Annotated in this window: 21 protein-coding genes and 2 pseudogenes; 11 read left to right on the top strand and 12 right to left on the bottom strand. The window is 41.4% G+C overall.

Going from position 1 to position 26,591, the window contains the following annotated elements:
• The first annotated feature begins 141 nt into the window (after positions 1–141).
• Complete coding sequence (locus NSS76_RS04005; RefSeq protein WP_073204292.1) at positions 142–1,497, top strand: alanine/glycine:cation symporter family protein; 1,356 nt, start codon at positions 142–144, stop codon at positions 1,495–1,497.
• A 77-nt stretch (positions 1,498–1,574) separates the two neighbouring features.
• Positions 1,575–1,790 carry a DUF1128 domain-containing protein gene (locus tag NSS76_RS04000; protein WP_003214000.1) on the top strand — a complete coding sequence of 72 codons (216 nt, stop codon included), beginning with the start codon at positions 1,575–1,577 and terminating at the stop codon, positions 1,788–1,790.
• Between the two features lie 108 nt (positions 1,791–1,898).
• Here NSS76_RS04000 and NSS76_RS03995 read toward each other — a convergent pair whose 3' ends face one another.
• A complete protein-coding gene (locus NSS76_RS03995; RefSeq protein ID WP_024425275.1) occupies positions 1,899–2,417 on the bottom strand; it encodes a type 1 glutamine amidotransferase domain-containing protein in 519 nt (172 codons plus the stop codon).
• A gap of 254 nt (positions 2,418–2,671) precedes the next feature.
• Between NSS76_RS03995 and NSS76_RS03990 the strand changes: the two genes are divergently transcribed.
• Positions 2,672–6,964 carry a multifunctional 2',3'-cyclic-nucleotide 2'-phosphodiesterase/3'-nucleotidase/5'-nucleotidase gene (locus tag NSS76_RS03990; protein ID WP_341080868.1) on the top strand — a complete coding sequence of 1,431 codons (4,293 nt, stop codon included), beginning with the start codon at positions 2,672–2,674 and terminating at the stop codon, positions 6,962–6,964.
• Between the two features lie 86 nt (positions 6,965–7,050).
• Here NSS76_RS03990 and NSS76_RS03985 read toward each other — a convergent pair whose 3' ends face one another.
• The 7 genes and pseudogenes from NSS76_RS03985 to NSS76_RS03955 all read right to left on the bottom strand — a co-directional run bounded on the left by NSS76_RS03985 (position 7,051) and on the right by NSS76_RS03955 (position 15,606).
• On the bottom strand, positions 7,051–7,485 hold the full coding sequence (locus NSS76_RS03985) for a terpene synthase (RefSeq protein WP_151863205.1): 435 nt from the start codon (positions 7,483–7,485) through the stop codon (positions 7,051–7,053).
• A gap of 70 nt (positions 7,486–7,555) precedes the next feature.
• Complete coding sequence (gene treR / locus NSS76_RS03980) at positions 7,556–8,284, bottom strand: trehalose operon repressor (protein ID WP_034623146.1); 729 nt, start codon at positions 8,282–8,284, stop codon at positions 7,556–7,558.
• A 19-nt stretch (positions 8,285–8,303) separates the two neighbouring features.
• On the bottom strand, positions 8,304–10,004 hold the full coding sequence (treC, locus tag NSS76_RS03975; RefSeq protein WP_185854176.1) for an alpha,alpha-phosphotrehalase: 1,701 nt from the start codon (positions 10,002–10,004) through the stop codon (positions 8,304–8,306).
• 15 nt (positions 10,005–10,019) lie between these two features.
• The gene (gene treP, locus NSS76_RS03970) at positions 10,020–11,456 is read right to left on the bottom strand and encodes a PTS system trehalose-specific EIIBC component (RefSeq protein WP_111291799.1); all 1,437 of its coding nucleotides are present in this window, start codon (positions 11,454–11,456) and stop codon (positions 10,020–10,022) included.
• A gap of 165 nt (positions 11,457–11,621) precedes the next feature.
• Positions 11,622–12,012, bottom strand: a pseudogene (locus tag NSS76_RS03965) (DnaJ family domain-containing protein).
• A gap of 179 nt (positions 12,013–12,191) precedes the next feature.
• Positions 12,192–13,916: a methyl-accepting chemotaxis protein gene (locus NSS76_RS03960; RefSeq protein WP_206533998.1), complete on the bottom strand. Its 1,725-nt coding sequence runs from the start codon at positions 13,914–13,916 to the stop codon at positions 12,192–12,194.
• A 31-nt stretch (positions 13,917–13,947) separates the two neighbouring features.
• Entirely contained in the window at positions 13,948–15,606 is a 1,659-nt protein-coding gene (locus NSS76_RS03955) for a pyridoxal phosphate-dependent decarboxylase family protein (protein ID WP_044334637.1), read from the bottom strand.
• Between the two features lie 579 nt (positions 15,607–16,185).
• On the opposite strand from NSS76_RS03955, the gene NSS76_RS03950 reads away from it, so the two are divergent.
• Both NSS76_RS03950 and NSS76_RS03945 read left to right on the top strand, forming a co-directional pair.
• Entirely contained in the window at positions 16,186–18,168 is a 1,983-nt protein-coding gene (locus NSS76_RS03950; protein WP_103132784.1) for an LTA synthase family protein, read from the top strand.
• A 98-nt stretch (positions 18,169–18,266) separates the two neighbouring features.
• Entirely contained in the window at positions 18,267–18,854 is a 588-nt protein-coding gene (locus NSS76_RS03945) for a YjgB family protein (RefSeq protein WP_044334631.1), read from the top strand.
• Positions 18,855–18,898: 44 nt separating this feature from the next.
• Here NSS76_RS03945 and NSS76_RS03940 read toward each other — a convergent pair whose 3' ends face one another.
• Entirely contained in the window at positions 18,899–19,402 is a 504-nt protein-coding gene (locus tag NSS76_RS03940) for a DoxX family protein (RefSeq protein WP_024426621.1), read from the bottom strand.
• A 195-nt stretch (positions 19,403–19,597) separates the two neighbouring features.
• Here NSS76_RS03940 and NSS76_RS03935 point away from each other — a divergent pair, with 195 nt between their 5' ends.
• A complete protein-coding gene (locus NSS76_RS03935; RefSeq protein ID WP_044335436.1) occupies positions 19,598–20,356 on the top strand; it encodes a DUF817 domain-containing protein in 759 nt (252 codons plus the stop codon).
• 18 nt (positions 20,357–20,374) lie between these two features.
• Here NSS76_RS03935 and nagE read toward each other — a convergent pair whose 3' ends face one another.
• On the bottom strand, positions 20,375–21,742 hold the full coding sequence (gene nagE / locus NSS76_RS03930) for an N-acetylglucosamine-specific PTS transporter subunit IIBC (RefSeq protein WP_171464057.1): 1,368 nt from the start codon (positions 21,740–21,742) through the stop codon (positions 20,375–20,377).
• 187 nt (positions 21,743–21,929) lie between these two features.
• On the opposite strand from nagE, the gene map reads away from it, so the two are divergent.
• The 3 genes from map to NSS76_RS03915 all read left to right on the top strand — a co-directional run bounded on the left by map (position 21,930) and on the right by NSS76_RS03915 (position 23,436).
• Positions 21,930–22,679 (top strand): type I methionyl aminopeptidase, encoded by a 750-nt coding sequence (map, locus tag NSS76_RS03925; protein ID WP_024424611.1) that lies wholly within the window; start codon positions 21,930–21,932, stop codon positions 22,677–22,679.
• A 323-nt stretch (positions 22,680–23,002) separates the two neighbouring features.
• A complete protein-coding gene (locus NSS76_RS03920; protein WP_087978305.1) occupies positions 23,003–23,164 on the top strand; it encodes a hypothetical protein in 162 nt (53 codons plus the stop codon).
• A 134-nt stretch (positions 23,165–23,298) separates the two neighbouring features.
• Positions 23,299–23,436 (top strand): YflJ family protein, encoded by a 138-nt coding sequence (locus NSS76_RS03915; RefSeq protein ID WP_064497716.1) that lies wholly within the window; start codon positions 23,299–23,301, stop codon positions 23,434–23,436.
• A gap of 42 nt (positions 23,437–23,478) precedes the next feature.
• Here NSS76_RS03915 and NSS76_RS03910 read toward each other — a convergent pair whose 3' ends face one another.
• The gene (locus tag NSS76_RS03910) at positions 23,479–24,129 is read right to left on the bottom strand and encodes an MOSC domain-containing protein (RefSeq protein ID WP_341080861.1); all 651 of its coding nucleotides are present in this window, start codon (positions 24,127–24,129) and stop codon (positions 23,479–23,481) included.
• A gap of 122 nt (positions 24,130–24,251) precedes the next feature.
• Here NSS76_RS03910 and NSS76_RS03905 point away from each other — a divergent pair, with 122 nt between their 5' ends.
• Positions 24,252–24,524 carry an acylphosphatase gene (locus NSS76_RS03905; RefSeq protein ID WP_024424609.1) on the top strand — a complete coding sequence of 91 codons (273 nt, stop codon included), beginning with the start codon at positions 24,252–24,254 and terminating at the stop codon, positions 24,522–24,524.
• Between the two features lie 260 nt (positions 24,525–24,784).
• On the opposite strand, the gene NSS76_RS03900 is transcribed toward NSS76_RS03905, so the two are convergent.
• Positions 24,785–25,672 carry a LysR family transcriptional regulator gene (locus NSS76_RS03900; RefSeq protein WP_024424608.1) on the bottom strand — a complete coding sequence of 296 codons (888 nt, stop codon included), beginning with the start codon at positions 25,670–25,672 and terminating at the stop codon, positions 24,785–24,787.
• A 117-nt stretch (positions 25,673–25,789) separates the two neighbouring features.
• Between NSS76_RS03900 and NSS76_RS03895 the strand changes: the two are divergent.
• Positions 25,790–26,581 (top strand): annotated as a pseudogene (locus tag NSS76_RS03895) (MFS transporter); the annotation flags it as partial.
• Positions 26,582–26,591: the final 10 nt, after the last annotated feature.

Below are 26,591 nucleotides of genomic sequence, written 5' to 3'. Positions count from 1 at the left end.
TGCTTTCGAAAACCTTTTCTCTATCATATCAAGCCCTTTTTCTTTTGAAAACTTTGCAAGAAAAGCTCTCATCGCCATTGACAAAATACACAAAAACAGGAGAAACTTTAGGAGAATTACACAAACAAAGGGGGATATTAGATGGGAATAATTGAGCAGTTTGTCACGACGATGAACAATTTTTTGTGGGGACCTCCCCTGTTGATTTTAATTGTTGGTACTGGAATATACCTCACCTTTCGCATTCTCTTCATTCAAATTAGATTACTTCCTTATTCTTTAAAGCTCGCTTTTTCAAAACAAGACAAAATGTCAGAAGGAGATATTTCACATTTCCAAGCGTTAATGACGGCTCTTGCTGCCACTGTCGGTACAGGGAATATCGTCGGTGTGGCCTCCGCTGTTATAGCCGGTGGTCCTGGTGCAGTTTTCTGGATGTGGTTTGCTGCATTTTTCGGGATGGCCACCAAGTTTGCAGAAGCTGTTCTTGCTGTAAAATACAGAGTCAAAAATGAAAAAGGCGAAATGTCTGGCGGACCTATGTATTATTTAGAGCATGGATTAAAACAGAAATGGCTAGGGGTGCTATTTGCTGTTTTCGGTGCCAGTGCTGCCTTTGGGATCGGCAACCTGGTCCAGTCTAATTCTATCTCAGGCGTCATGAATTCTACTTTTCAAATTCCAACATGGGTAACAGGTATCATCATTACGGCTTTTACAGCACTTGTAATTTTAGGCGGAATCAAAAGCATTGGCCGGGTCACATCTATCTTTGTACCCGTCATGGCTTTATTTTACGTCATTTGCGGTCTAATCATTCTTGTTATGAATGCTGATCTTGTTCCAGGCGCAGTCAGTCTTATTTTCTCAGATGCCTTTACTGGTCAAGCCGTAGCAGGGGGTGCAATTGGGACTGTCATTCGCTGGGGTGTCGCACGAGGAGTTTTTTCCAATGAAGCAGGTCTTGGGTCAGCACCAATTGCTGCTGCAGCTGCGAAAACGGATATGCCTGCACGCCAGGCACTCGTCTCTATGACGCAAGTGTTTATTGATACCATCATTGTTTGTTCTATCACTGGCATTACCATTGTCATGGCAGATATGTATTTAACAGTGAAAAGTGATGCGCTGACTTCGTTATCCTTTGCTCACTTCCTCGGTCCAGCTGGCTCAACCATTGTGGCAATCGGACTGCTCTTGTTTGCCTATTCAACCATCATTGGCTGGTCCTATTATGGAGAGAAATGCTTTACATATTTGGCGAAGGATTCGTACGTCATGTATTATCGCATCGTCTTTGTGATGGCTGTCTTTTTTGGTGCTGTGTTTAAGAATGACTTCGTATGGGGCGTAGCAGATATGTTGAATGGTCTGATGGCCATTCCAAACTTAATTGGCCTTATTGGTTTATCGGGCGTTGTCGTATTTGAATCAAAACGAATCATTGAAAAAATTAAACAGGAGAAAAAGGAGAAAAACATCTCGGTGTCGTCTTAATAGCCCTTTTATTCTTTTGCTTTTCTGTTAAAATAGACATATTATTCAACACATATGCAGGAAAGGACGTGCCGCCCTTGTCAGAGCAAAAAGCGGCTGAAGTCAATCAGCTGATTGAAGACATTTCGCAAAAGTTAAATATGCTGAACATTGGAGTCATCAAAGCCGAGGACTTCAGTCCAGACAAGTACGAAGATATTGAATTTCTACACCAAATGGTGATGAAAAAATCTTCATTCAGCCCAAGTGAAATGCAAGCCATCGCAAGCGAGCTAAAAAACTTAAGAAAATAATCGTGCAAAGGAAACTAAGATTGCGGTTTACGCCGCTTTCTTCCAATCATGCGCAGAAAAAGCCAGCACCCCGCAAGGTGCTGGCTTTGTTTATCCTGTCAAAACTGCTTATTTTGCGAGCAGTTTTAATGATTCACGGTTAAATGCTGGAATGTCATCAGGTGTACGGCTTGTCACAAGCTGATCCTGACAAACAACAACTTCTTCATCTTTGAATTTTGCGCCTGCGTTTTCCATATCTACTTGGATGGATGTATATCCAGTCGCGCCTCTGCCTTCCAGCGTCTTTGCTGTAATGAGCAATTGCGGTCCGTGACAGATCGCAAATACTGGTTTTTTCTCGTCCATAAATGCTCTTGTGAACTGGACATAGCGATCATCTGCACGCAGAATGTCTGGTGAGAACCCGCCAGGAATCAGCAGTGCATCGAAGTCTTCAGGCTTCACGTTATCAATGGACGCATCCACTCTCACTTCTGCTTCTCCTTGCTTCCCTTTCACTGTTTTTCCTTTTTCGTTTTCAATTACTGTGATCTCATGGCCTGCATCTTTAAAGGCTTTTGCAGGCTCGGTGAATTCAACATCCTCAAAGTAATCTGTTAATACAACTGCAATTTTCTTACCCATGTAGAAACCCTCCTGCTTGATTATCGTTTACACTACACACTATACCCGGGTACATTGAAATCAAACATCCTATCCCGATCAGATAACCCCTTATGATGAAAATAAGCATTTAGACTTATTTATATTTCCTCAACAAGGTAATTCGTATGATTTATGTTATCTTTACAATAATCTGCAAAAAATAACTACAAAAGTTAACGAAACATTTCTACAATAGGTATTGTGGTCAAAAAAATTAGAAAGGCGGAGATCAGGTGAAGAAGCAAACACATAGGTCTAAACGAAGGAAAAACCTGTCTATTCTGCTCACTTCCATTATGATGATTAGTCTCATTCTCCCAGCAGTACCTACTCATGCAGCAATAGAAAACGGCGATGCCGTAAAAGTCAGCATCTTAGCCACAACAGATGTTCATGCGAACATGATGAATTACGATTATTACAGCGACAAAGAAACAAATGAATTTGGTTTGGCAAAAACAGCCGAGCTGATTGAAAAGCACCGTTCACAAAATCCAAATACACTCCTTGTTGATAACGGAGACCTGATTCAAGGAACCCCTCTTGGAGAATACGTTTACAAAAATGAAAAAGACAGTATCATCAATCAAACAAAGGTTCACCCCATTATTCATACACTCAACAAACTAAAGTACGATGCAGGAACACTTGGCAATCATGAATTTAACTACGGATTATCATTCCTTGATGGTACCATTGCCGGGGCTAACTTCCCGATTGTCAATGCGAACGTCAAAAAGTTAAATGGAGAACACCGTTTTACCCCTTATGTGATCCAAGATAAGACCTTTAAAGATGCAAACGGAGCTTCCCAAACTGTGAAAGTTGGTTACATAGGATTCGTTCCACCACAAATTATGACGTGGGATAAGAAGAATTTAGATGGACAAGTTCAAGTGCAGGATATCGTCGAATCTGCCAATGAAACCATTCCTGAAATGAAGGAAAAAGGGGCAGATATCATCGTCGCTCTTGCCCATACAGGGATTGAAAAAACCGCTTCACCTAAAGGATCAGAAAATATGATCTTTGACCTTGCCACAAAAACAAAAGGCATCGATGCGATCGTGTCCGGCCATCAGCACGGCACATTCCCAAGCGCTGAATATAGCGGCGTCGACAAATTCGATGTCTCAAAAGGAACGATCAACGGCATTCCAGTCGTCATGTCAAAAAACTGGGGAAGCTACCTCGGAGTCATTGATTTAACATTAGAGCCTGACGGCAGCAAATGGAAGGTCACAGATGGAACAGGAAAGATTGAATCTGTTGCAGGAGTCACCTCTCAAAACAGCACTGTGAAAGATGCCATTCAAACAACGCATCAAAACACACTTGAGTATGTGAGAAAACCTGTTGGTAAAACAGAAGCAGACATTAACAGCTTTTTTGCTCAAGTGATGGATGACCCTTCTATTCAAATTGTGACAGATGCACAAAAATGGTATGCACAAGAAAAAATGAAGGACACGTCATACAAAAACTTACCGATTTTATCTGCAGGCGCCCCGTTTAAAGCCGGCGGCCGAAACGGTGTAAATTATTATACAAATATCGCAAAAGGTGATTTAGCAATTAAAAACATCGGCGATCTCTACCTTTACGATAACACCGTGCAGATTGTCAAACTGAAAGGCAGTGAAGTGAAAGACTGGCTCGAGATGTCTGCTGGACAGTTTAATCAGATCAAACCAAACAATTCAAATGAACAGCCTATTTTAAACGAAGAATACCGCTCGTATAACTTTGATGTGATCGATGGTGTCACCTATCAAGTCGATGTGACACAGCCTGCTAAGTACAGCACAACAGGCACTCTTGTTAATGCGAATGCAAACCGCATCAAAAACCTGTCCTACAATGGGAAACCAGTCTCTGACAATCAAGAATTTTTAGTCGTAACGAACAACTATCGAGCTTCTGGCGGCGGGGGCTTCCCGCATCTGACGCAAGATAAAGTGGTGCTTGCCTCAGCTGATGAGAACCGCCAAGTGCTGATGGATTATATTATTGAACAAAAAACCATCAACCCAAGTGCGGATCAAAACTGGTCCATTGCACCAGTCACGGGCGCAACAGTCACATTCGAATCTTCTCTTTTAGCTAAGCCGTTTGCTGAAAAATCAAGCAGCGTAGATTTTGTTCGTAACGCCAGCACAGATGGTCTTGGCGTGTACAAGCTAGCCTTTAAAGAGGATGGCACAACAGAACCGCCTGCATCAAATAACTGGAATTTAACGGTGATGCATACAAACGATACACACGCACACCTTGATGATGCGGCAAGACGTGCAACAAAGATTAAAGAAGTTCGAGCCGAAAGCAAAAACAACATTTTATTAGATGCTGGAGATGTCTTCTCTGGTGACCTATATTTCACAAAATGGCAAGGACTTGCCGACCTAAAACTGATGAACTTAATGAAATATGATGCCATGACGTTTGGTAATCATGAATTTGACAAAGGTCCATCTGTTCTTCGTCAATTCCTGACAGGTGATGCATCAGATGTAGATGCGAAAAACCGTCATCAATTTGAAAAGCCTGCATTCCCGATTGTGTCATCAAACGTTGATGTCTCTAAGGAAAAACAATTGAGCGGCTTAGTGAAAAAGCCAGCCACATTCAAAGCTGGTGAGAAAAAAGAAGCTGGGATTTACCCATACATCCTGCTTGATGTAAACGGTGAGAAGGTGGCTGTATTCGGCTTAACGACTGAAGACACGGCCATTACGTCCAGCAGCGGTCCTAACATTCAATTCAAGGATGCATACAAGAAAGCAAAAGAAACAGTCAACACGATTCAAACAAAAGAAAAAATCAACAAAATCATTGCTTTAACACACATTGGCTATAACCGTGATCTTGAGCTTGCTCAAAAAGTAGACGGGATTGATTTAATCATTGGCGGTCACACGCACACCCTTGTTGAAAAATTAAAGGTCGTCAATAAGAAAGAACCAACGATTGTCGCACAGGTAAAAGACTACGGACAATACTTAGGAAAAGTAGACGTGGCCTTTAATCAAAAAGGAGTCGTACAGCCAAAGGAATCTTCTTTTGACCTCATCACCATCGATGACTCTGTCAAAGAAGATGCCGATGCAAAAGCGATCCTCGATCAGTACAAGGCAGATATTCAAGATTTAAAAACGGAAAAAGTCGGGTCTACCGATGTCCTCTTAGATGGACAACGCGAGCATGTCCGTGCGAAGGAAACGAACCTTGGGAACTTTATTGCTGACGGCATGCTGAAAAAAGCACAAGAATCTGCTGGTGCTGACCTTGCCATCACAAACGGCGGCGGTATTCGAGGCAGCATTGAAAAAGGAGATATCACTTTAGGTGATATTTTAACGGTCATGCCATTCGGAAACACACTCTATGTCGCAGATTTAAAAGGCAGCCAAATTAAGAAAGCACTCGAACAAGGGCTTTCAGGCATTGAGGAAGGCGGCGGCGCATTCCCTCATGTAGCCGGCATTGAATATACGTTTACACTGAGTAAACCAGCTGGCAGCAGACTCATTGATGTCAAACTGAAAGACCAAAACGGCAAACTAACAGACATTGATGATAAGAAAACATACCGCGTGGCGACAAACGCATTTGTCGGCACAGGCGGAGATGGCTACAGCGTCTTTACAGAAGCCTCTCACGGCGAAGACTTAGGCTATGTTGACTATGAAATCTTCAAAGAGCAAATTGAACAGGCAGACGGCGGGCATATTTCTCCTGTCATCGATCATCGAGTGAAAGAAGTGTTCCTTCCGCGTGCGAAAGGAAAAGGCGCCTATGACATTCAAGATGATGAGAAATTCCAAACGTATGTGCAGCATACAAACAAAGCATTGCTCTATTTAGACAAAGCAAGCGAAGCGAAAAACGTTCAATTGTCTCTATCAAAAGCGCAGGTAGCCGAGCTGAAGAAAAGAGAGCAAGATCCAAACGTCACCATCTATCATGACAAAGTGGGACTCGCATTACCGCTCTCTAATTTGTCCGAAAATAGCGCAGATATATGGATGAAAAAAACGAATAAGGTGAAAAATGCATTAACCGATACGTATGATTTCCAAATCAAACAAGATCAGAAAAAGGTTTCTACCTTTAAAGATCCTGTCACACTATCCTTTACATTAGATGAGCCTCAAAAGGCGAAGAAACCTGGTGTATATTATGTAGACCGCAAGAAAAACCGTTATGCCAAAACAAGTAACGGATCGTTCGAAAATGGGGTCGTATCAGGTCAAACTGAACACTTCAGCGAATATACCGTACTCAACCAAAGCGGGGCAGCTGGAACAAAGCCAGATCAAACTGGCGGAGACGGCGGTACATCAGCGCCAGGCGGAGGTACAGGTACAGATCCAAACCAAGATGGAACCGGACTCCCAGGCGGCACACTGCCTAATACAGCAACGATGATGTATACAGCTGTATTGATTGGTGTACTTATGCTTGCCTCAGGCGGTATCCTATATTACTACCAGCGCAAGCGTACAAGAAAAAATGTATCATCCTAAAAAAGGACAGAGCGTATGCTCTGTCCTCATATTGTTGACAAAGGGCTAAAATGATCTTGATTTTAGCCCTTTGTCTTCTTTTCATCTCAATCTTGGGATAAATAAATCCAATTGCGCTTATCAAATTCTTTCACATTATCTGATCCTAGATGACGCAGCATTCTATTGAAGAACGTGATATCATCTTCATCATCGATGGCATATAAATCCTCTTGAACATAATCTCTTATAATAAAATTCGTTAAGTTCGTATTATTCACAAAATCAGCAAAATAATCCTCTACAAGAGTTAAATCCTCTTCACTTAACTTTTCATCATTAATAATTGAAATATGAAACACATTCAAAATCGCTTGTATATCTTCTTCATCCATATAACATAATGGCTCTAGTTTTCGATCTTCTTCCGTAAACGGTTTTCGAGTATCTTCAATGATCACGTAACATAATATTCGATGATCTTTCATCACGCTAAAAATTTCTAAATCCCGTAATTTTAGTGGTCGATTCAGTCTAATCATTTTTCCTCCTATAAATCATGATCTTGTCGTTGTATATCCCCGCTTCTCCAAAAATTGAAACGGACAGAGCCTATGCTCTGTCCGTTTTTTCTCTTCTAGCAAAATCGACGAATCTGAAGCGGTCTAATCGGTGACGGCTTTCTGTGTATTGAAATAGACTCGTATCCTCTAAGAACACATAATTCTTTACCACGACAACATGGTCAAATCCCTTCAAATCAAGGTACTTCGCATCCTCTTCTGTACATGGCTCTACCACAAATTCCTTTTGAGCATAGCTGATCGATACACCGAGTTCTCCCTCAATATACTCGTAGATGGATCCTTCGCATATGTCTTTAGTCAAGACTTCAACATGCTTTTGCAAGAAGTAGTCCTTGTCTAAAATCACTTCTTCCCCGCTAATATTACGAGATCGAATGACTTTCCAAACGTCTGTCTGTTCATCAATTTTCAGCTGAGATTGAATATACTGATCCGGTTTAATTAAGCCAAATTCATGAACCGTTGTGACTGTCTTTCGGCCAAGCGTTTGGGAAAGCTCTTTAAAGCTGACAAGACCTGAAACAGGGAACTGCATTTTCTCCCGATTCAGCAATACAGAGCCTTTTCCGCGGATTTTTTGAATATAGCCATTTTGTACAAGAATATTTAATGCCTTTCTCACCGTCTCCCGGGACGTGTCGTACATGATAGAAAGTTCATGTTCTGATGGGAGGATGCCTTTATCCTGCCATTCACCTTGCTCAATTCGTCTTGCGAGCTGATCATAAATCACTCGAAACTTATTCTCTTTCATTTTCCCTCCGCCCCATTTTCTAGCGTTTGGTTAAATGATAAACGATTGACTCATATGGGCGCAACGTAAATCCCTTGATATGTGCCGGCACATCCTCATAATTGGATAACAGGACTTGCCCCTCCATCTCATCTACAGCCTGCACAAGCTCCTCAGGAAGCGTAAAGTCCGCCTCCCCTGGATAAAAGTGATTGATCACGAGGAGCTTCTCATCCTTGCTTTCTCTAACATAAGCAAAAATCTTTGGATCTTCTGCTAAAAGTAAGGAGAAGCTGCCATATGTGATCACATCAAGTTCTTTACGCAGTCTGCAAAGGGCTTGGTAATGATAGAAAATGGACGTCCGGTCTTTTAACGCAGCTTCGACCGAAATGTCGTTATGGGCTGGCTCAATCCAAGGTGTTCCTGTTGAGAAACCTGCATTCTTCTCTGAGGTCCACTGCATTGGTGTTCTTGCATTATCTCTTGACTTGACCTGTAAAATGGCGAGTGCTTCTTCCTTTGATTTTCCCTTTTCAAGCATGACTTCGTACATATTGAGTGATTCGATATCACGGTAAGACGAAATGTCCTCAAAGCGAGGATTCTTCATGCCAATTTCCTCACCTTGATAAATATAAGGAGTCCCCTGCATCAGATGAATCGTGGTCGCCAGCATCTTCGCTGATTGCTGATGATACGTGTCATCATCACCATACCTTGAGACGATCCGCGGCTGATCATGATTGCACCAGAACAGCGCATTCCAGCCGCCGCCCTCATGCATTTTCGTCTGCCATTCAGACAGAATCGACTTTAATTCTTGAAAATCAAATGGTGCGATCGCCCATTTTTCACCGTTTGGATAATCCACCTTTAAATGATGGAAATTGAACGTCATATCCAGCTCCTGCCGATCAGGTCTTGTATACCGAATGCAGTCTGCGATATTCGTTGAAGACATTTCTCCAACTGTCATGCTATCGTATTTCGAAAAAACCTCCTGGTTCATTTCATGCAGAAATTCATGAATTCTCGGCCCGTCCGTATAGTACATGCGGCCGTCGCCTTGCACAGATTGTCCGGCATCATCTAAGAAACGCTGATCCTTTGAGATGTTGTTGATGACATCCAGCCTGAACCCATCAATTCCTTTTTCAAACCAAAAGTGCATGATGTCATATACTTGCCCGCGCACCTCATCCTTCTCCCAATTGAGATCCGCCTGAGTGACATCATATAAATGAAGATAATAATCTCCTGTTACTTCGTCAAGCTCCCAGGCTGGGCCGCCAAATTTCGACTGCCAATCATTCGGCGGAGATCCGTCCGATTTTGGCTCCTTCCAAATATAATAATCTCGGTAAGGGTTATCCTTTGACTCACGCGAGGCTTGAAACCACTCATGGAAAATGGATGTATGGTTAACGGCTAGATCCATAATGACTCGTATTCCTCTCTCATGCGCTTCCTTCAGCATGCGTTCAAAATCTGTCATTGTGCCGTACATGTCATGGATTTTTGTATAATTACTAATATCATAGCCGTTGTCATGCTGCGGGGACTCATACATTGGCGTGAGCCAAATACAATCCGCCCCAAGCTCTTTAATGTAATCAAGCTTTTTCGTCACGCCATTGATATCCCCTGTACCAGAGCCCGTTGTATCTAAAAAGCTCTTCGGATAAATTTGATAGACCACCGCTTTTTTCCACCATGGTTCATTTGATTGCTGATTCAATTTCCTTCACCACCACTAGTTAAGTTCTTCTGAAAAATCCTTCTTCTTTTTTAGTTTTGCATATAAAAGAGTACCGATGAATGGAAGGATGAGTACAATCACCATTCCAATTGCAAATGCCCCCCAATATTTCGGGATAATGGAGAAGATTCCTGGAATGCCTCCAACACCAACTGAGCTTGCCAGCACCCCTTGAGAGGCGATAAACATACCGGCTAATCCTGAGCTGATCAGTGCAAAAATAAATGGGAATCGATAACGCAGGTTGACCCCAAACATCGCCGGTTCGGTAATTCCTAAATAAGCAGAAATACTTGATGTCAGTGAAAGTCCTTTTTGTTTTTCATCTTTTAAGACAAACATCATTGCCAGTGCAGCTGATCCTTGTGCGATATTGGACAGTGCAAGCATTGGCCATAGGAACGTGCCGTGCAGCTTTGAGTTAATCAATTGAATATCCACAGCGAGAAACGTATGGTGCATTCCTGTAATGACTAATGCTGCATACAGCCCGCCGTATAATAGACCGCCAAGTGCTGCGAATTGCTGGAAGACGGCTACAAGTCCAGATGTTAAAACATTACCGATTGCAAAGGTAACAGGTCCAATGACGATAAATGATAAAAATCCAATGACTAATAACGTAATCGGTGCAACAACTAACAGCTGAATACTTTCAGGTGTCCGTTTTGTGATAAATAATTCGAGCTTTGCAAGTAAATAGGAGGCGACGAGTATCGGAAGAACCTGTCCTTGATAGCCTACCTTCTGCACTTCAAGTCCAAACAAATTCCAAACAGGAATGTCACCGGTCTTCTCAGCCGCTCCATAGCCCCATGCGTTTAACAAGTCCGGGTGTACAAGCATCAGTCCAAGGACCATCCCTAAAAGCGGATTTCCCCCAAACCGCTTCACAGCTGACCAGCCAATTAATGCTGGCAGGAAGGTGAAGGCAGTTCCTGCAATTAAGTTGATCATATTCGCTAAATCAGCCCATGCCGGATACACATCCACAATCGATTTTTGATCGAAGAAAATATCAGGAGCTGTTAAAATATTATTAATCCCCATTAATAAACCGGCTGTGACGATGGCAGGAAGAATCGGTATAAAGATGTCCGCAAGCGTTTTCACAGCACGTTGCAATGGATTCAATTTCTGATCAGAGGCACGCTTGACGTCCTCTTTTGTGGCTTCCCCAATTCCTGTCCTTTTGACCATTTCGGCATATACTCGATTGACGACCCCTTGACCAATGACAACTTGGTATTGACCGTTTGCTGAGAAAGATCCCTTCACTTCTTCAATTTGTTCAAGTGCTTTCTCATCAACCTTGTCTTCATCTTTCAGCACAAAGCGCAGCCTTGTTACACAATGTGTCGCTTGATCGATATTTTCTTTGCCGCCGATGGCTTTCACAATCTGATCTGCTGCTGCCTGATAATCAGCCATACTATCCCCTCCGAGATCGTTTTTTATAAGAAAAAAGAACCAAAAAACTTGTATATACATGTTTGATTATTATTTTATATTTGTATATACATGTAGTCAACAACAAATTGCAGCGCTTACATAAAAAAAGCTCCCTCAATGTGCTCAGGGAGAGTCAGCGTGTCATCATCTTTTTTTATGCTCCGTTAATTTCTCGTAGACCTTATTTTTGTAAAAGGAGGAGGCTGGGCGGGCAAAAGTTTGGCGCTTAGATGTAAGTTCATCCAGACGTTTTTGTTTTTCTTCACATATGAGAGACAGTTTCTTTCTTTCTTTCTTCTCCATCTATGCTTGATTGAAGTAATTTTTTGACAGTCATGAGTTCTTTTTTCAGCGCTGTTTCTTCCCCAGCAAATCCGGCATTTTTCATGATGCGGTAGCCCATTCTAAGTTCTTCTGGTACATGAGCAGCATCATCTTTTGGCAGAGGTTTCCCAAAGCCAGATAATCCTTCAAAAGCCCCGTTATCCATCGCTTTTTTGATCCGTTCTTCTGATAATCTCTGCGCAAAATCCATAGCGTTTCTCCTTTCGCCGCAAGTATTTGATTAAGCATAGCAAAAAAGCTGGCTCTCTCACAAGAGCCAGCTTCAGCATCTAGACACTCCCTCGCATTCGGTGTCTATCCTGCGCTCAGGTGCTCGTCCCTTCTTCGCTGAAAAGAGAAAAAGGGCTAAAATATTTTAGCCCTTTCTCGTTATTTATTGTCGACTTTGAAGGTTGAGACCATTTGTGCTAAGTCCTCTGACATGTCAGAGAGCTGTTCAATCGCACTTGAAATTTGCTGCATACCAGCACTTTGCTGTTCTGTTGCTGCCGCCACTTCTTGAGAGCTGGCTGCATGTTCTTCTGATACAACAGAAATTTGCTCAATCGATGTAGAAATCGTTTGATATGCTTGCTCAACTTGCTTAATAGAAGCAAGCAAATTGTTCGTTCTTCTTGAAAACTGAGATACACCGTCGTAAATCAAAGCGAAATTTTGTGACGTGCCTTCCATTTGCTCACGTCCTTCTTCCACTGCTTTACTACTTTCCTCTACACTTTCAAGAACGCGCTGACTGTTTTCCTGTGTGCCGATGACAAGATCTGAAACGGTTTTAGCCGCATCCGCTGATTGCTCAGCTAACTTGCGCACCTCATCTGCCACAACAGCAAACCCTTTTCCTTCTTCTCCAACACGTGCCGCTTCAATTGAAGCATTCAGTGCAAGCAGATTCGTTTGGGCTGAAATGTCCGTAATAATTGAGATGACACTTTCAATCTCCGTTGAATGAGATTGTAATTCTTCTGCTGCCTGCTTTGAGTTGGTCATCTTGTCATGTAGCATATTCAGATGATCAAGCACATGGTTCACTAATTTTTGACCAGATTCTGATTGCTTTTGTACGTCAGATGAAACAGATTTCATTTCGTCGACTTCTTTTGTGACGCCTTCGATTTGAGTATCGATCTCTGCAACGGATCTCGTACAATCCGTGATATTTGCGACAGAATCATTGATTCCTTCACTCATATTCGTCATAGCTTCTGATACTTGCTGCGCACTTTGACTTGATTCGGTCGTCACCGTACGAAGCTGTGAAGACATTTTCGACACTTCACTAGATGAGTTTGAGATTTTCGAAATGAGCTCTTTAATCCGTCCCTGCATCTTTTGGAAGGATGCGGCAAGCTGGCCGATCTCATCTTTACTTTCAACCTCTACCATACCAGTTAAATCACCGTCAGCAATTCGATTCGCTGATTCCATCAAGGAACGTGCTGGTTTTGCAATTCTTCTTCCCATGAAGTATGAGAAGAGTAATCCACCGATAAGCACAATGGCAGATGCCACTGTGATATAGATCATCAACTTCTGCGTTGTTTGAGGCACGACAGACGCATCTAAATCAATGCCTAAAATCCCTGTCAGCTCACCGCCTGAATCCTTGATTGGCAAAAAGACTGATTTATGTGTACCAAATGAATCTTTGTAAATATCACTTTTGACCATTTTATCTTCAGAGAGCGCTTGTTTCATCTCTTCTGAAAAAGCATAATCTTGATCAAAGTCATTTTCTTCACCGGTTAGTATAATAATTCTTTCTTTGCCGCCTTTATTAGATAACACGTATAAGTTCTCAAGCGTATGATCTTTTTGAAGCTCTGCGAATTTCGTTTTGATCTCAGCATAAATAGGATCATCCTTCCCGCTAATGCTGAGTACGTTTCCATCGATGTTATCGATTTCTTTTTTGGCGGTATCAATATCTGTTGTTAATCGATAATCAAATTGCTTTAATAACTGGGATGATAAATCCTGGCTCACTAGATAAAAGGTTAGAACGAATAATGCTACGGTTGCGAGTAATGTTACGGTAACGACTGACATGATTTTAGAGGATATCGTGTATCCTCCAAATTTCCTTTGTTTCGCCATTTTTTCCTACATCTCCACTCTCAGATTTGATTTAAGCATGTACATTTTCAAATTGACCACAAACAGATGCAATCACATCTTTTAAATAAGATACGATATGAGGGATATGCTCTGGTAACGTATAAGGTGAGATGACAAAAAACTTACTAACACTTAGATAGAATTCTTGACCTTCTTTTGAGTTGACAAGTAAAAACTTCGTTGTATCGCCAAAGAACATCTCATCTCTTTTCTCTCCAAGTTTTTCAAACAGCATTTTGTTCAATTCATTGTTTCTCTCAATTTCCATTGAAGTTGCTTCGCCAGAAATCTCTTCTTGAAAACGCGGTGAGCCGTCTAGGTAAATTCTAAATAATGTAGCCATTCCGACGTTGTCATCATTCACGACTTCTGCTTGCGGAATTTCTCGACTAAGTGCTTCTCTGAAGGCAAGGTTCACTTCTAAGAATTGACCGAGCAAGCGCTGATAGCCTTCAACCCCAAACGTTAAGAGCACACTCAGCATGCTGATTGAGCTTCCCATTCTTGAACACTCAAGTGTATAACCCGTATGGTATTCCCCGTAGCCTCTATGGCCAACGTATGGTGTCTCTTGTTCTTCCAGGTCCAAACGCTTTAAGTCAGCAGCGTTTTTCACTAAGAATAAACTGGATGTGTAAGGTGTTTGGCCAAGCTTTTGAAAATCAAAGCACATCGAGTCTGCAAGAGAAAGATGCTGGAATTTCGCTTTGATTTCTTTTAGCATACGAAGAACACCGACTGAGAATTGCAGCGGGTTTTCTGATACATCATACTCATTAAAGAAAGCAAAGAATCCACCCAGCGCCGAATCTGCATGAATATGCGGCACCTTCAGATCATACTTTTCAGCAATCGCTTCTGCTGTTTCACGTACCCCTTTGACATCATCAATTGCAATGGCATCTGTTGTTCCGGTTGTTGCCACAATATAAACGGGAATCCCGCCACCCTGTGCAACACGTTCCATTTGACAACGCAAATCTTCCATATCCATTGAATGATCTTTATTCGTCTTAATTCTGATTAAGTTGTTTGTGCCTAGTCCTGTTGCTTCCATTGACTTAAATAAGCTGTAATGTGCAGCATCAGAACAAAACGCATAAAGATTTTGTGGAACTCCTTTTCGCAGTGACTCCGGCGCAGCTTTTGCGATCGCTAAACGAAGTCCTGAAAAAATCGCTCCTTGACCTCCCCATGTTGTGTATCCCCCGCTCATATTTGGATCATATCCGATGAGCTTAGACATCATTGAAACCACTCTGACCTCAGCTTCCGCACCTGCTGGTCCATAAACATCCCAAAGGTTGTTTCCGTTTACCAGCATAGCTGTCAGCATGCCTAAAATTCCTGGTGTACTTGCCATTGGCAAAATGTTCGTGAAGAAATACTTGGTGTGGTATGGATGGTTATGTAAAAGCTTCAGTAATTCTTCATTCACAAGTTCCGCTTGCTGGCCGTTCATCGGAATTTGACTTGTTTCAGTGAGCTTTTTGTAAAAGTCCTCCCCACGATTCTTTTCACCTTTAAGGTGTGCACGGTTGGGATCTTTCAGGTCATCGACCCCTGAAATGATCTGCTCCATCAATTTGATGAGTTCTTTACGCTCTCCTGCATTTCCGTCCTCACTCGGAAACCAGTTCTGAACGAGGTTCTCTGCTCGTACAGTCATATACTATCAATCCTTTCAATGGAAGATTTCCTGTCACTGTCTATATCGACCCCAATTCAGAAGTTTATAGTCTCGATATGTTCACTTAAGTATATTTAGATAATTTGTTCACTTATTAAAATAAATGAAACCCTTAAAAAACACATAAAAACCATTATGTTCACGAAACACAAAAATATATTGATATATCGTATAGGAGGAATTTTTATCCATCGTCTTATTCCATTACATGGCTCATTTTTTTTGTTTAACCTGCATAAACATTAATAAACAATGGAAATACTCTCTAAATGACCATTGTAGAAATTAAATTAATTCTTTAGACTTGTATCTTTTTACCTGTTTTATTGATATAGCAACTGGAAAATTGCTGAATTTTCTGTAAATGATAGGTCGATTTTCATAAAAAGTTTTTCGATGGGCGAATATTTTCATTTTCTCTCCTTTTATTGCTCGGACAGACTTGCAAAGGCTCTTCACTGGATATGACTTTTCTATTTGTGCATTTCGTGGTATATTCTAATGGTTCGTTTTCTTTCGTTCCGCCTCTTCCGTTTAACGGAGAAAAGGAGTGTTTATATGAAAACATTTATTCAAAAAAGAGGTCTCGGCTTCTTTCTGATTGCAGCCATCTTACTATGGCTCAAAACGTATTCAGCGTATTTAATCGAATTTAAACTTGGTATATCAAATGTGCTTCAGCATATTTTGCTTTTCGTGAATCCTATTAGCTCCAGCTTGTTCTTTCTTGGCTTTGCTTTATTGTTCAAGAAAAAATGGCAGCCTGCCGCTATCATTGTGATTCACTTTTTCATGTCTTTTTTACTATACGCAAACATCGTGTACTATCGATTCTTCAATGACTTTATCACGCTGCCTACAGTGATGCAGGCAGGAACGAATGGCGGACAATTAGGTGATAGTGCATTTTCACTCATGCGTTGGACTGATGTGTTTTACTTTATTGATACAATCATTTTGATTGTACTTGCAGTCCGCATGAAAAGGCAGCAGCAAACAAGTACAGCCACTGTACCTGTTCAAAAGTCAAAATCGTTTAGACTCGTCCTTGTGTCCTCTGTTGTGATCTTTGTTTTAAACTTAGTTGCTGCAGAGATCGATCGTCCAGAGCTTTTATCAAGATCGTTCGACCGCAATTATTTAGTTAAATATTTAGGTGCTTATAACTTTACTGTGTTTGATGCCATTCAAAATGTGAAATCAAACAGCCAGCGTGCTCTGGCAAATTCAAATGACGTGACAGATGTAGAGAACTATTTAAAAGCGAACAGTGCTGATCCTAACCCTGCTTATTACGGGAAAGCGAAAGGCATGAACGTCATTACAATTTCTCTTGAATCTCTGCAAAACTTTGTCATTGATTATAAGGTGAATGGAAAAGAAGTAACGCCATTCCTTAATTCATTGGCACACGACAACAAAACGTTTTACTTTGATAACTTCTTCCATCAAACAGGACAGGGAAAAACGTCTGATGCTGAATTTATGATGGATACTGGGCTATTCCCATTATCACAGGGCTCTGTTTTTATTAACAAAGCGCAAAACACGTATCAAGCACTTCCTGGCATTCTGAAGAAGGATCAGTACACGTCAGCAGAATTCCATGGCAATACGAAAACCTTCTGGAACCGTAATGAAATGTTTAAGTCGTTTGGGTATGACAGATTTTACGATTCTGAGTACTACGATATGAACGAGCAGGATACGAAGAACTATGGACTGAAAGACAAACCGTTCTTCAAAGAATCGATGCCAATGCTTGAAAACTTGAAGCAGCCGTTTTATTCGAAGTTCATTACCTTATCGAATCATTTCCCATTTGGAATGGACGAAGGTGATACTGATTTCGAACCTGGTGATTTCGGTGACTCTGTCGTCGATAACTACTTCCAATCGGCTCATTATTTAGATGAAGCGATTGAACAGTTCTTCAATGATCTAAAAAAGTCAGGTCTTTATGACAACACAGTCGTCATTATGTACGGAGATCATTACGGTATTTCTGAAAACCATAATGAAGCGATGGAAAAAGTGACAGGACAAAAAATTGGAGATTATGAAAATGCGCAGCTCATGCGTGTGCCGCTCTTTATCCATGTTCCTGGCGTAAAAGGCGGACAGATTCATAAATACTCTGGTGAAGTCGATGTCGCACCAACCCTTCTGCACCTGCTTGGCGATGATACGAAGAACTATTTAATGTCTGGTTCTGATATCCTATCGAAGAACTTTAAAGAGCTTGTGCCATTTAGAAATGGTGACTTCGTGTCTAAGGACTACACGAAAGTAGGCAATAACTATTACAGCAACAAAACAGGCGAGAAAATCGAGCCAACTGACAAGGCATCCCAAGAAAATGAAACGGTGAAAAAGATGCTGGAGACATCTGATAAGATTGTCACCGAAGATTTACTCCGTTTCTACAAGCCTAAAGGCTTTACACCGATTGACCGCAATGATTATGACTATACAAAGAAAGTACAGGATGAAAAGGATTCCTCTTCCGCCAAAGATGAATCCAGCTCTTCTTCAAAATAACGTTCTCATGCTAAGAACCAGCCGATCCTTGATCAGCTGGTTCTTTTTACGTTTGATCATGATTACTCCGGGTATAGGAGAAGAAGGAGGGATATATCATGAAGAAATCAGCAGCTTTTGTCGTGACTGCCTCACTTGCTTCGTCTGCCCTTTTCGGTTTCAGCCCTGCTGTCTCAGCACACGCCATGACCAAACCGGCAGCAGAACAATCCGTTCCTCAAGGTCCAAATGCCGCGCTTACCAGCATTTATGAGCTGGCACATAAAGGACAAATGCCCTACTATGCTAAAGGATTGAAAATAGGCGTTCAAACCAAAAAAGACGTTCATCATCAGCTCGGAAATCCATATCCAGAAACAGGTCAAAGCAGCTTTGATTTGTATCATGCGGAAATGGGGAATCCCGGATTTGCTTTTCACTATGATGCAAAAGGCAAAATTGATGAAATCCGTTATTTCGGTACAAATGTAGAAAAAGAAACAAATATCGGCGGTATGACCCCTTCGTTACTAAAGAAACAGCTTGGACCAGCGGATTCAGTGAGCACCATTCCGCAGACAAAAGAGAAAAAATATGTGTATCGAACCGGTGATTATGAGCTTGAATTTATCGTTGGACATGATCCTGATATCAGCCAGCATGAACTCACCGTGCTGCATATCAACTTGATAAAAGCCAATTCTTAAATAAAAAAGCATCCTGAGCGTTTACTCAGGATGCTTTTCTTTTATTATGATGCCACTTCTAATTGCGGCTTTCTTTTCAATTTTCGTTTGAGGACTGGACCTGCTACATAATCAAGACCAAGTTTTCCGGCGTTTCCTTTCGCTGCCATGATGAAGACTGCGATCAGAAGAAGCAGCGGGTTCACAGAGACAGTTCCAGCTAGTAGGAAAGAGACATTCATCACGCTTCCAAAAAAGGCTGCCGTTGTTGTAAACAATCCAACAATTAATCCTAGGCCTACTAAGATTTCTCCCCACATGACCATGGCACTGAATAGTCCGGCATTTGGCAAAGCGACATTTTCTAAAAACCATACATAGAACGGATACACTAGATGACCATCTTTGACGACAGGTTCAGATATCGCAAATTGCAAATAGCCTGATGCATCAAATCCACCTGTTAGTTTTCCAATACCAGATGTCAGCCAAGTCCATCCGATATAAAGTCTTGCTGCCAAAAGGATAACAGCTGCCCATACATTCGTTTGTAAGAATTTTGTAAACATGATGATGCCTCCTTTTAAATTATGTGAAATATTTCACATTTTCTTTATGATCTTATTATACTATGCTATATCTAATTTGTGATCTTTTTCACATATATATTCACAAATTGTTCATGAATATCTAGTTGAGGTAAACTTTTCCCTTGCGAAAACCGTCTAAGTCATTTCAGACCGTAAAAAGGGGTTTAATTTTGTATGAAAACACTATTTCATTTTGCTTATTTACAGGCCATCTCATGTCTATTCCCCGTCATGATCTTTGCGGCGCTTGCCCTATCAAAGACGGTGTCTATTCCTTTTCTTCACCGGTATGATTTCATTCTACTGCTTTGCCTCGCGGCTCAGATCCTGATGCTGACGCTGCGGCTGGAGACTTGGGCGGAGCTAAAGGTCATTTGTCTATTTCATCTCATAGGAATCTGTTTAGAAGTGTATAAAGTACATATGGGCTCTTGGTCCTACCCAGAAGAAGCTTATACAAAAATATTTGGGGTTCCACTTTATAGCGGCTTTATGTATGCGAGTGTGGCTAGTTATATTTATCAGGCATTTTCACGACTTCATGTAAAAGTGGCCGACTGGCCTCATCCATTTCTTTCAATTGGCATCAGTTTGTGCATTTATCTCAATTTCTTTACGCATCACTGGCTCTATGATGTCAGATGGTGGCTGACATGTCTGCTTGTTGTTGTGTTTCGGAAAACATCGGTTTCGTTTCAGGTTGGTCCATCTTCCTTTCGAATGCCGCTTATTGTTTCATTTCTCCTGATTGGCTTTTTTATTTGGATTGCCGAAAATGTCACCACCTTTTTAGGCGCATGGCAATATCCAAATCAGCAGCATGCTTGGTCCATTGTTCATCTAGGGAAAATTAGCTCATGGTTCTTACTCGTTGTGATCAGTATTGTGCTAGTGATCGAACAGCGTAAACAAAAAAACGTTCAGCCCATTTGACCTGGCTGAACGTTTTTTTTAATCTCGATCGACTTCCTTACGGAGATCATCTGCGACAAATTCTACATTCGTTCCAATAATAATTTGTACGGATGTTTTTCCAGAAGTCAGCACCCCTTTGGCACCTGCTTTTTTCAATGTACCTTCATTTAATAAATTTGTATCCTCTACTGTTAAGCGAAGACGTGTGGCACAATGATCAATCGTGGTGATGTTGTCTTTGCCGCCAAGTCCCTCTACGAGCATACTCGCTCCTCCTGCCGTCACCACATCATCTGCTGCGATATCTTCTATGTCATCATCTTCCCTGCCTGGTGTTTTCAGCTTTAATAGTTTAATGAGGAAATAGAAAACGACAAAGTACACGACGCCATAAATGATTCCTACTACGAGAAGCAAGATCGGCTTTTGCGCAATGCCGAAGCTTAAGACGTAATCAATCGCACCTGCTGAAAAGGCAAAACCGCTATGAATCCCAAGGGTATTCACAATAAAAAGCGAAAGTCCCGTCAAAATAGCATGGACACCATATAAAAGTGGTGATAAAAACATAAAAGAAAATTCAATTGGTTCAGTGATCCCTGTTATAAATGATGTAAGTGCCATCCCAATCATCAGACCAGCTGTTGCTTTTCGTTTCTCAGGTTTTGCAGTTACAACCATGGCTAGACATGCCGCTGGCAGACCAAACATCATCACTGGGAAGAATCCAGTCATAAAGACACCTGCACTTGGATCTCCTTTAAAGAATCGCGCTAAATCCCCTGTTGCCCCGCTGAATTCACCGAATTGAAACCAAAATAAGTTATTCAAGACATGGTGAAGTCCTAATGGAATGAGCAATCGGTTAAAGAAACCAAACAGCCCTGCACCTGTTGCACCAAGGCTTAAAATCCATTCTCCTAAATCATTGATTACACTTTGAATCGGCGGCCATACATATCCGAAAACGGCTGCTAATAGAATGGTGAAAAGTGCGGTCATTATAGGCACAAGCCGCCTTCCGCTAAAGAAACCTAAGTATTCCGGCAGTTTCGTATCCTTAAATTTATTGTAAACATAACCTGCCAAAAGCCCGCATAAAATACCGCCCAATACACCCATATTGTTGGTTGAGTTAATCGACGTTGTACCGGCTGACAAAATAAAATAAGAGATCGCTCCTGATAATGCCGCTGCCCCGTTCCCATCCTTTGAAATACCAATCGCTACACCCATTGCAAAAATTAAAGCCAAGTTCGCAAAAATTGCATTCCCTGCCGCATGAATAAACGGGATATTGAATACATCCTCCCGCCCAATGGCCAAAATAATCCCTGCTGCTGGAAGTACAGCGATTGGAAGCATAAATGATTTTCCTAGCTTTTGAAAAAACTGAAACACCATCTGATTTCCCCCCTTTGTCATCATCATGACCAAAGCATTCATGATGTTCATAAAAAATATATCATATGCACGTCTAGTTATCTATACCAATTTGTCCACATCCATTTGAATTCCGCTCTTTACTCTTTTTGCGTAAAATGTGGTAAGCTATTGAATAGAATGAAGATATAGAAAGCGGGAATGAACAGTGATTGTCAAACATGATCATGAGTTAGAAGCCTTAAAAAAAGTCGGCCGAATTGTCGCTTTGGCAAGAGAAGAAATGAAAAGCCAAGCGAAACCAGGCATGTCTACAAAAGAATTAGATTTGATTGGGAAAAAAATATTAGAAGAGCACGGTGCCAATTCAGCACCTGAAAAGGAATATGACTTCCCTGGTACCACTTGTATCAGCGTGAACGATGAAGTTGCACACGGTATCCCAAGTGAAAAAACCATTTTACAAGAGGGCGACCTCGTGAACATTGATATCTCAGCAGAACTGGACGGCTATTATTCCGATACGGGCATTTCATTCGTTTTAGGTACAGGTGATGCTCGTCTTGAAGCATTATGTAAGTGTGCGGAAGATGCGTTCCTTGAAGGATTAAAACATGCAAAAGCCGGTAAAAGACAAAACCAAATTGGCCGTGCGGTCTACAATACAGCGAAAGAACAAGGATTTACCGTCATTAAAAACCTGACAGGACACGGCATTGGGAAGAATCTGCATGAAGCACCTAACCATATCTTGAACTACTATGATCCATTCGATAATGCTTTGTTTAAAAATGGCACAGTCATTGCCTTTGAACCTTTCATTTCAACAAATGCTGAATCGATTTATCAGGCTGATGATGGCTGGACATTTAAAACACCAGATAAAAGTCTAGTCGCACAGATTGAACATACGATTGTGATCACTAAAGACGAACCGATTATTTTAACAAAGCTGTAAGCCAGCTATCCCCTCCTTCACTGGAGGGGATTCAGATTGTTGACAAAGGGCTAAAATGATGTTGATTTTAGCCCTTTGTCTTCTTTTCAGCGTGATAGAAAACCTTTGCAGTCTAGGAAGGACGAGCAGCGGAGCAGAGCGAATTTGACATTCGTGAGCACCGGAGCGCAGACCTGACAACGAATGCGAGGGTTTGTCTACACGCTGTATCCCCTTCTTCACTGGAGGGGATTTTTTCATGCCCGTTTCACGAATCTGTCACGACTAAACAAAAAAGCCTGTGGTAAAATAGGCAAAGATATGTGAAAGGGGTCTTATTTGATATGTGGTTCATCATCATAGGTGTTATCTTTTTCATCGAAAGTATTATCTTAACGGTTGTAGGGATTAAGAAAAAACAATCCATGATGACCTATCTTGGTGTTGTCATCATGATTATGACGGTCGGCATGATCCTCGTTACCCTCAACCCGCCAAATTCATAAATCAATATTTCCAGCATATACATGGATCATAGGCAGATAGAATCAGTTTTCATTTCTTGACACCTGCACGCTTTTCACGTCCTTTTTTGAGATGTTACAATGCAGGCAGTTTCAATTGAAAGGAGTTTTCTATCATGCATTATGGTAGCAAAGGCTGGTATGTCGAAGAATTAAAGAAGCTTGGTGTGACTAAGCATGAAGGAAGAAAGCTTCAAAGCTTAAAAACATATTTCCTTGCAAATCTTCTTGAGCAAAAGAAACGCAGCTCATAAACGCTGAAAAGCCGTACATCTTAAGATAATGTACGGCTTTTTTTAAATGTGCTGAATGCGTTTTTCTAAAGACTTCCTCACCACATCTGCTAAAGCATCTACTTCAAGAACAGCTTTCAGTCTCTCTGGACTTGTTTGACGATATTTGACTTCGTTGACCTCATGGACCGTAATGTGATGGGACGCTTTTTCTACTAGTACAAGCGATGCATCAGGCGGCACCATGCCTTCTTTCAATACACGTAAATAAAAGCCTGTATACCCTGTTTTTTGCACTTCCTTTACAAGCTTCATGTTGCCATGCTTAAGAGACAATTTCACACAAGGCTGTCTTGGCTGGCTCACCTCAACAAATGCATCTCCAAGCTGAAACACATCGCCAATATGCACATTCGTTTCGACTAGCTGGCGCACTGTTACATTCTCGCCAAAGGCAGCTTCCTGTAATGGTACCCCTAAAAATTGTTCAAAGTGAGCATAATGAGCATATGGAAAGACGCAGACGGCTTTATCATAACCCCCATGATGAACCAAATCCCCTTGACCATCTCCTTCAAAATTGACCTGACTTAAATACACAGGCTCATGAATGCGCCTTTTGTTGATGGCTGTTTTGATTTCTTTTCCATTCGCATATGTAATGATAGGTTGTCCCACTTGAATTCCTTCTATGTCGTATCTGTTTTGTCCCACGATGGCCATCTCCTTTGGTTGTCTACTGGCCTTTATTTTACATCGTTTGACAATCAAATCATAGTCGAGGCGTGAAGATCAGATGCAGGCTATGGTACGATGTGAAAAAAGGAGAGATGACCATGATTCATTATCACGCCATTGTAAAAGGACGTGTGCAAGGAGTCGGCTTTCGTTATTTTGTTCAGGGAGAAGCCGTCAATCGGGGAATGAAAGGCTGGGTACGCAACACAGATGAAGGTGATGTCGAGTTAAAGGTAGAGGGTGAGCAGCAGAAAGTGATTGATTTCTTAGAGACTGTCCGGAAAGGAAGTCCTTTTTCAAAAGTCACCGACATGCAAATGGAGCCGCTCACCGAGCTTGCTCATTATCAGGATTTTCGAATACGATCATAAAAAACCTAGCTATATGTAAACATTATTCCTATTCATGATAGTTAGACGGAGCTTTCGTATTATATAGTTCAGCCAGAACTTTCTGGTTGAACTTTTTTTATTTAGATTTAGTCTATCAGTAGCCAGGATAGAACGTACAGGGGCGTGGGACATAGATTCCGTCAAGTAAACTGTTCACCACCTACTTGTAGAAATATGTTTGAGGCTGGTTGGGACTTAGATCTTCTATAACATCGAATCGGTACGAGTCATGCATAAGATTAATTGGACTGGTTCGATATTGCCTCAAAATAGTCTAGAACTACTTTGCGGAATTCCAATGAAGCTTGCGTCATGTATCGACTTGTATGCCATAATAAAGCGATATCACGTACAAGTTCATGATTCTCAACTTGCAAATATTTAATCTTTCCCCATGATATTTTTGCTGTGCTTGGTATGAAGGCAAGTCCAATTTCAGCTTCTACAAGACTGATCAAACGTGTAGGTTCATCGCCCTCATACACATATTTAAGGTCAATTCCAGCCGATTTGCATACAGAGTCTACTAAATCACGAGTGCCGTATCCTCTTTTCACACCGACAAAGCATTCATCCTTAAGTTCTGTTAAACATACGCTAGTTCGGTCTGCCAGTCGATGCCCATTAGGAACTGCTACAAGAATGGGATCAACAAAGACAACTTGACATTCGATGTCTTCCCCTTGAAAAGGAGAGGACGACAAGCAAAAATCGACTTCGCCTCGATGTAAAAGCGTGACCATTTCCAGTGTGGTCAGCATTTGCACATGAAATTGGATATTAGGACGTTTTTTACGAAACTCTCGCATCATCTGAGGCAAAGTGCTTGCTGTGGTTACCGCAAGCTTTAGTGTACCAGATTCTCCTCTAGACAAATCGCTAATCTCCTGTTTTCCCTGTTCCAACTCAAACAAAGCCCTTTCCGCGCGACGAATGAATTTCTTGCCAAATTCATTTAATCGCAGCTTCCTGCCTGTGCGATCAAATAAAGGTACCCCTAAATCTTCTTCCAGACGCTGAATCGTTTTGCTTAGCGACGATTGCGTAACGTGGAGGCTTCGTGCAGCTTCGGTTACATGCTCTAATCGAGCTACCTCTAGAAAATATTGTAGTTGAAGGAGTTCCATTTCATTTTTTCTCCAATCATTCCTTTTGGTCAATGATATCATAACTTTAAATGCGTTGGAATGAATGTAAAATCCCAAGTAAGATATCAATATAACAAATTTAAAGGGGGAGAAAAAATGAATTCTCGTAGCAGATGGTTAATGATCTCCGTTGGACTAGGAATATTATTAAACCCTTTAAATTCATCAATGATTTCTGTTGCTATTGCTAGGTTGCAACATGTGTATAGCATTGATTTTACTGCTGTTTCCTGGATTGTGTTTTCATTTTATATCGCTAGTGCTATCGCCCAACCTGTCATGGGGAAGGCTAGTGATTTATTCGGCCGGAGGAAGATATTTCTGGCTGGTCTTGTTGTATCCTTAGTTTCTTCTATTCTGGCTCCATTTTCTACAAATTTCGGATGGCTTATTGTGTTCAGAATCGTACAATCCATCGGAACTAGTATGCTGATTGCAGTTGGAACAGCTATAGTACGCATTCATATTACAGAAAAGCAATCAGATGCTTTAGCAGGTTTATCAATTTTCCTATCCGGTGCGGCAGCTATAGGACCTTTTGCCGGGGGAGTACTTATTCAATGGTGGGACTGGCCAGCGATCTTCATCGTCAATACCCCGTTTGTAGTGGCGAGCTTTATATTAGCTTGGAAAATGATTCCTAATGATGGACCAGCAGCAACGGTTTCACGTGACATGTCGTTTCGAAAATTACTGGGTGTGATTGATGTGCCAGGAATTCTGCTCTTTGCGGTGGGTCTGATTGCCCTTCTAGTTGGCTTGCTGGCAGCGAAATCATCTGGGCATTTCTCTATGTGGAATATCGTTGTTGTGCTAATCGGGCTCGTTGCGGTGGGAATATTCGTACGACATGAGCTAAAAACAGTGTCGCCATTTATTCCTTTACGCATAGCTCTCG

Source organism: Bacillus sp. FSL R5-0654, assembly GCF_038008745.1.
Lineage (GTDB): Bacteria > Bacillota > Bacilli > Bacillales > Bacillaceae > Bacillus > Bacillus safensis.
The sequence above is the reverse complement of the archived record's forward strand: the minus strand, read 5'-3'. Positions and strand labels throughout refer to the sequence as shown.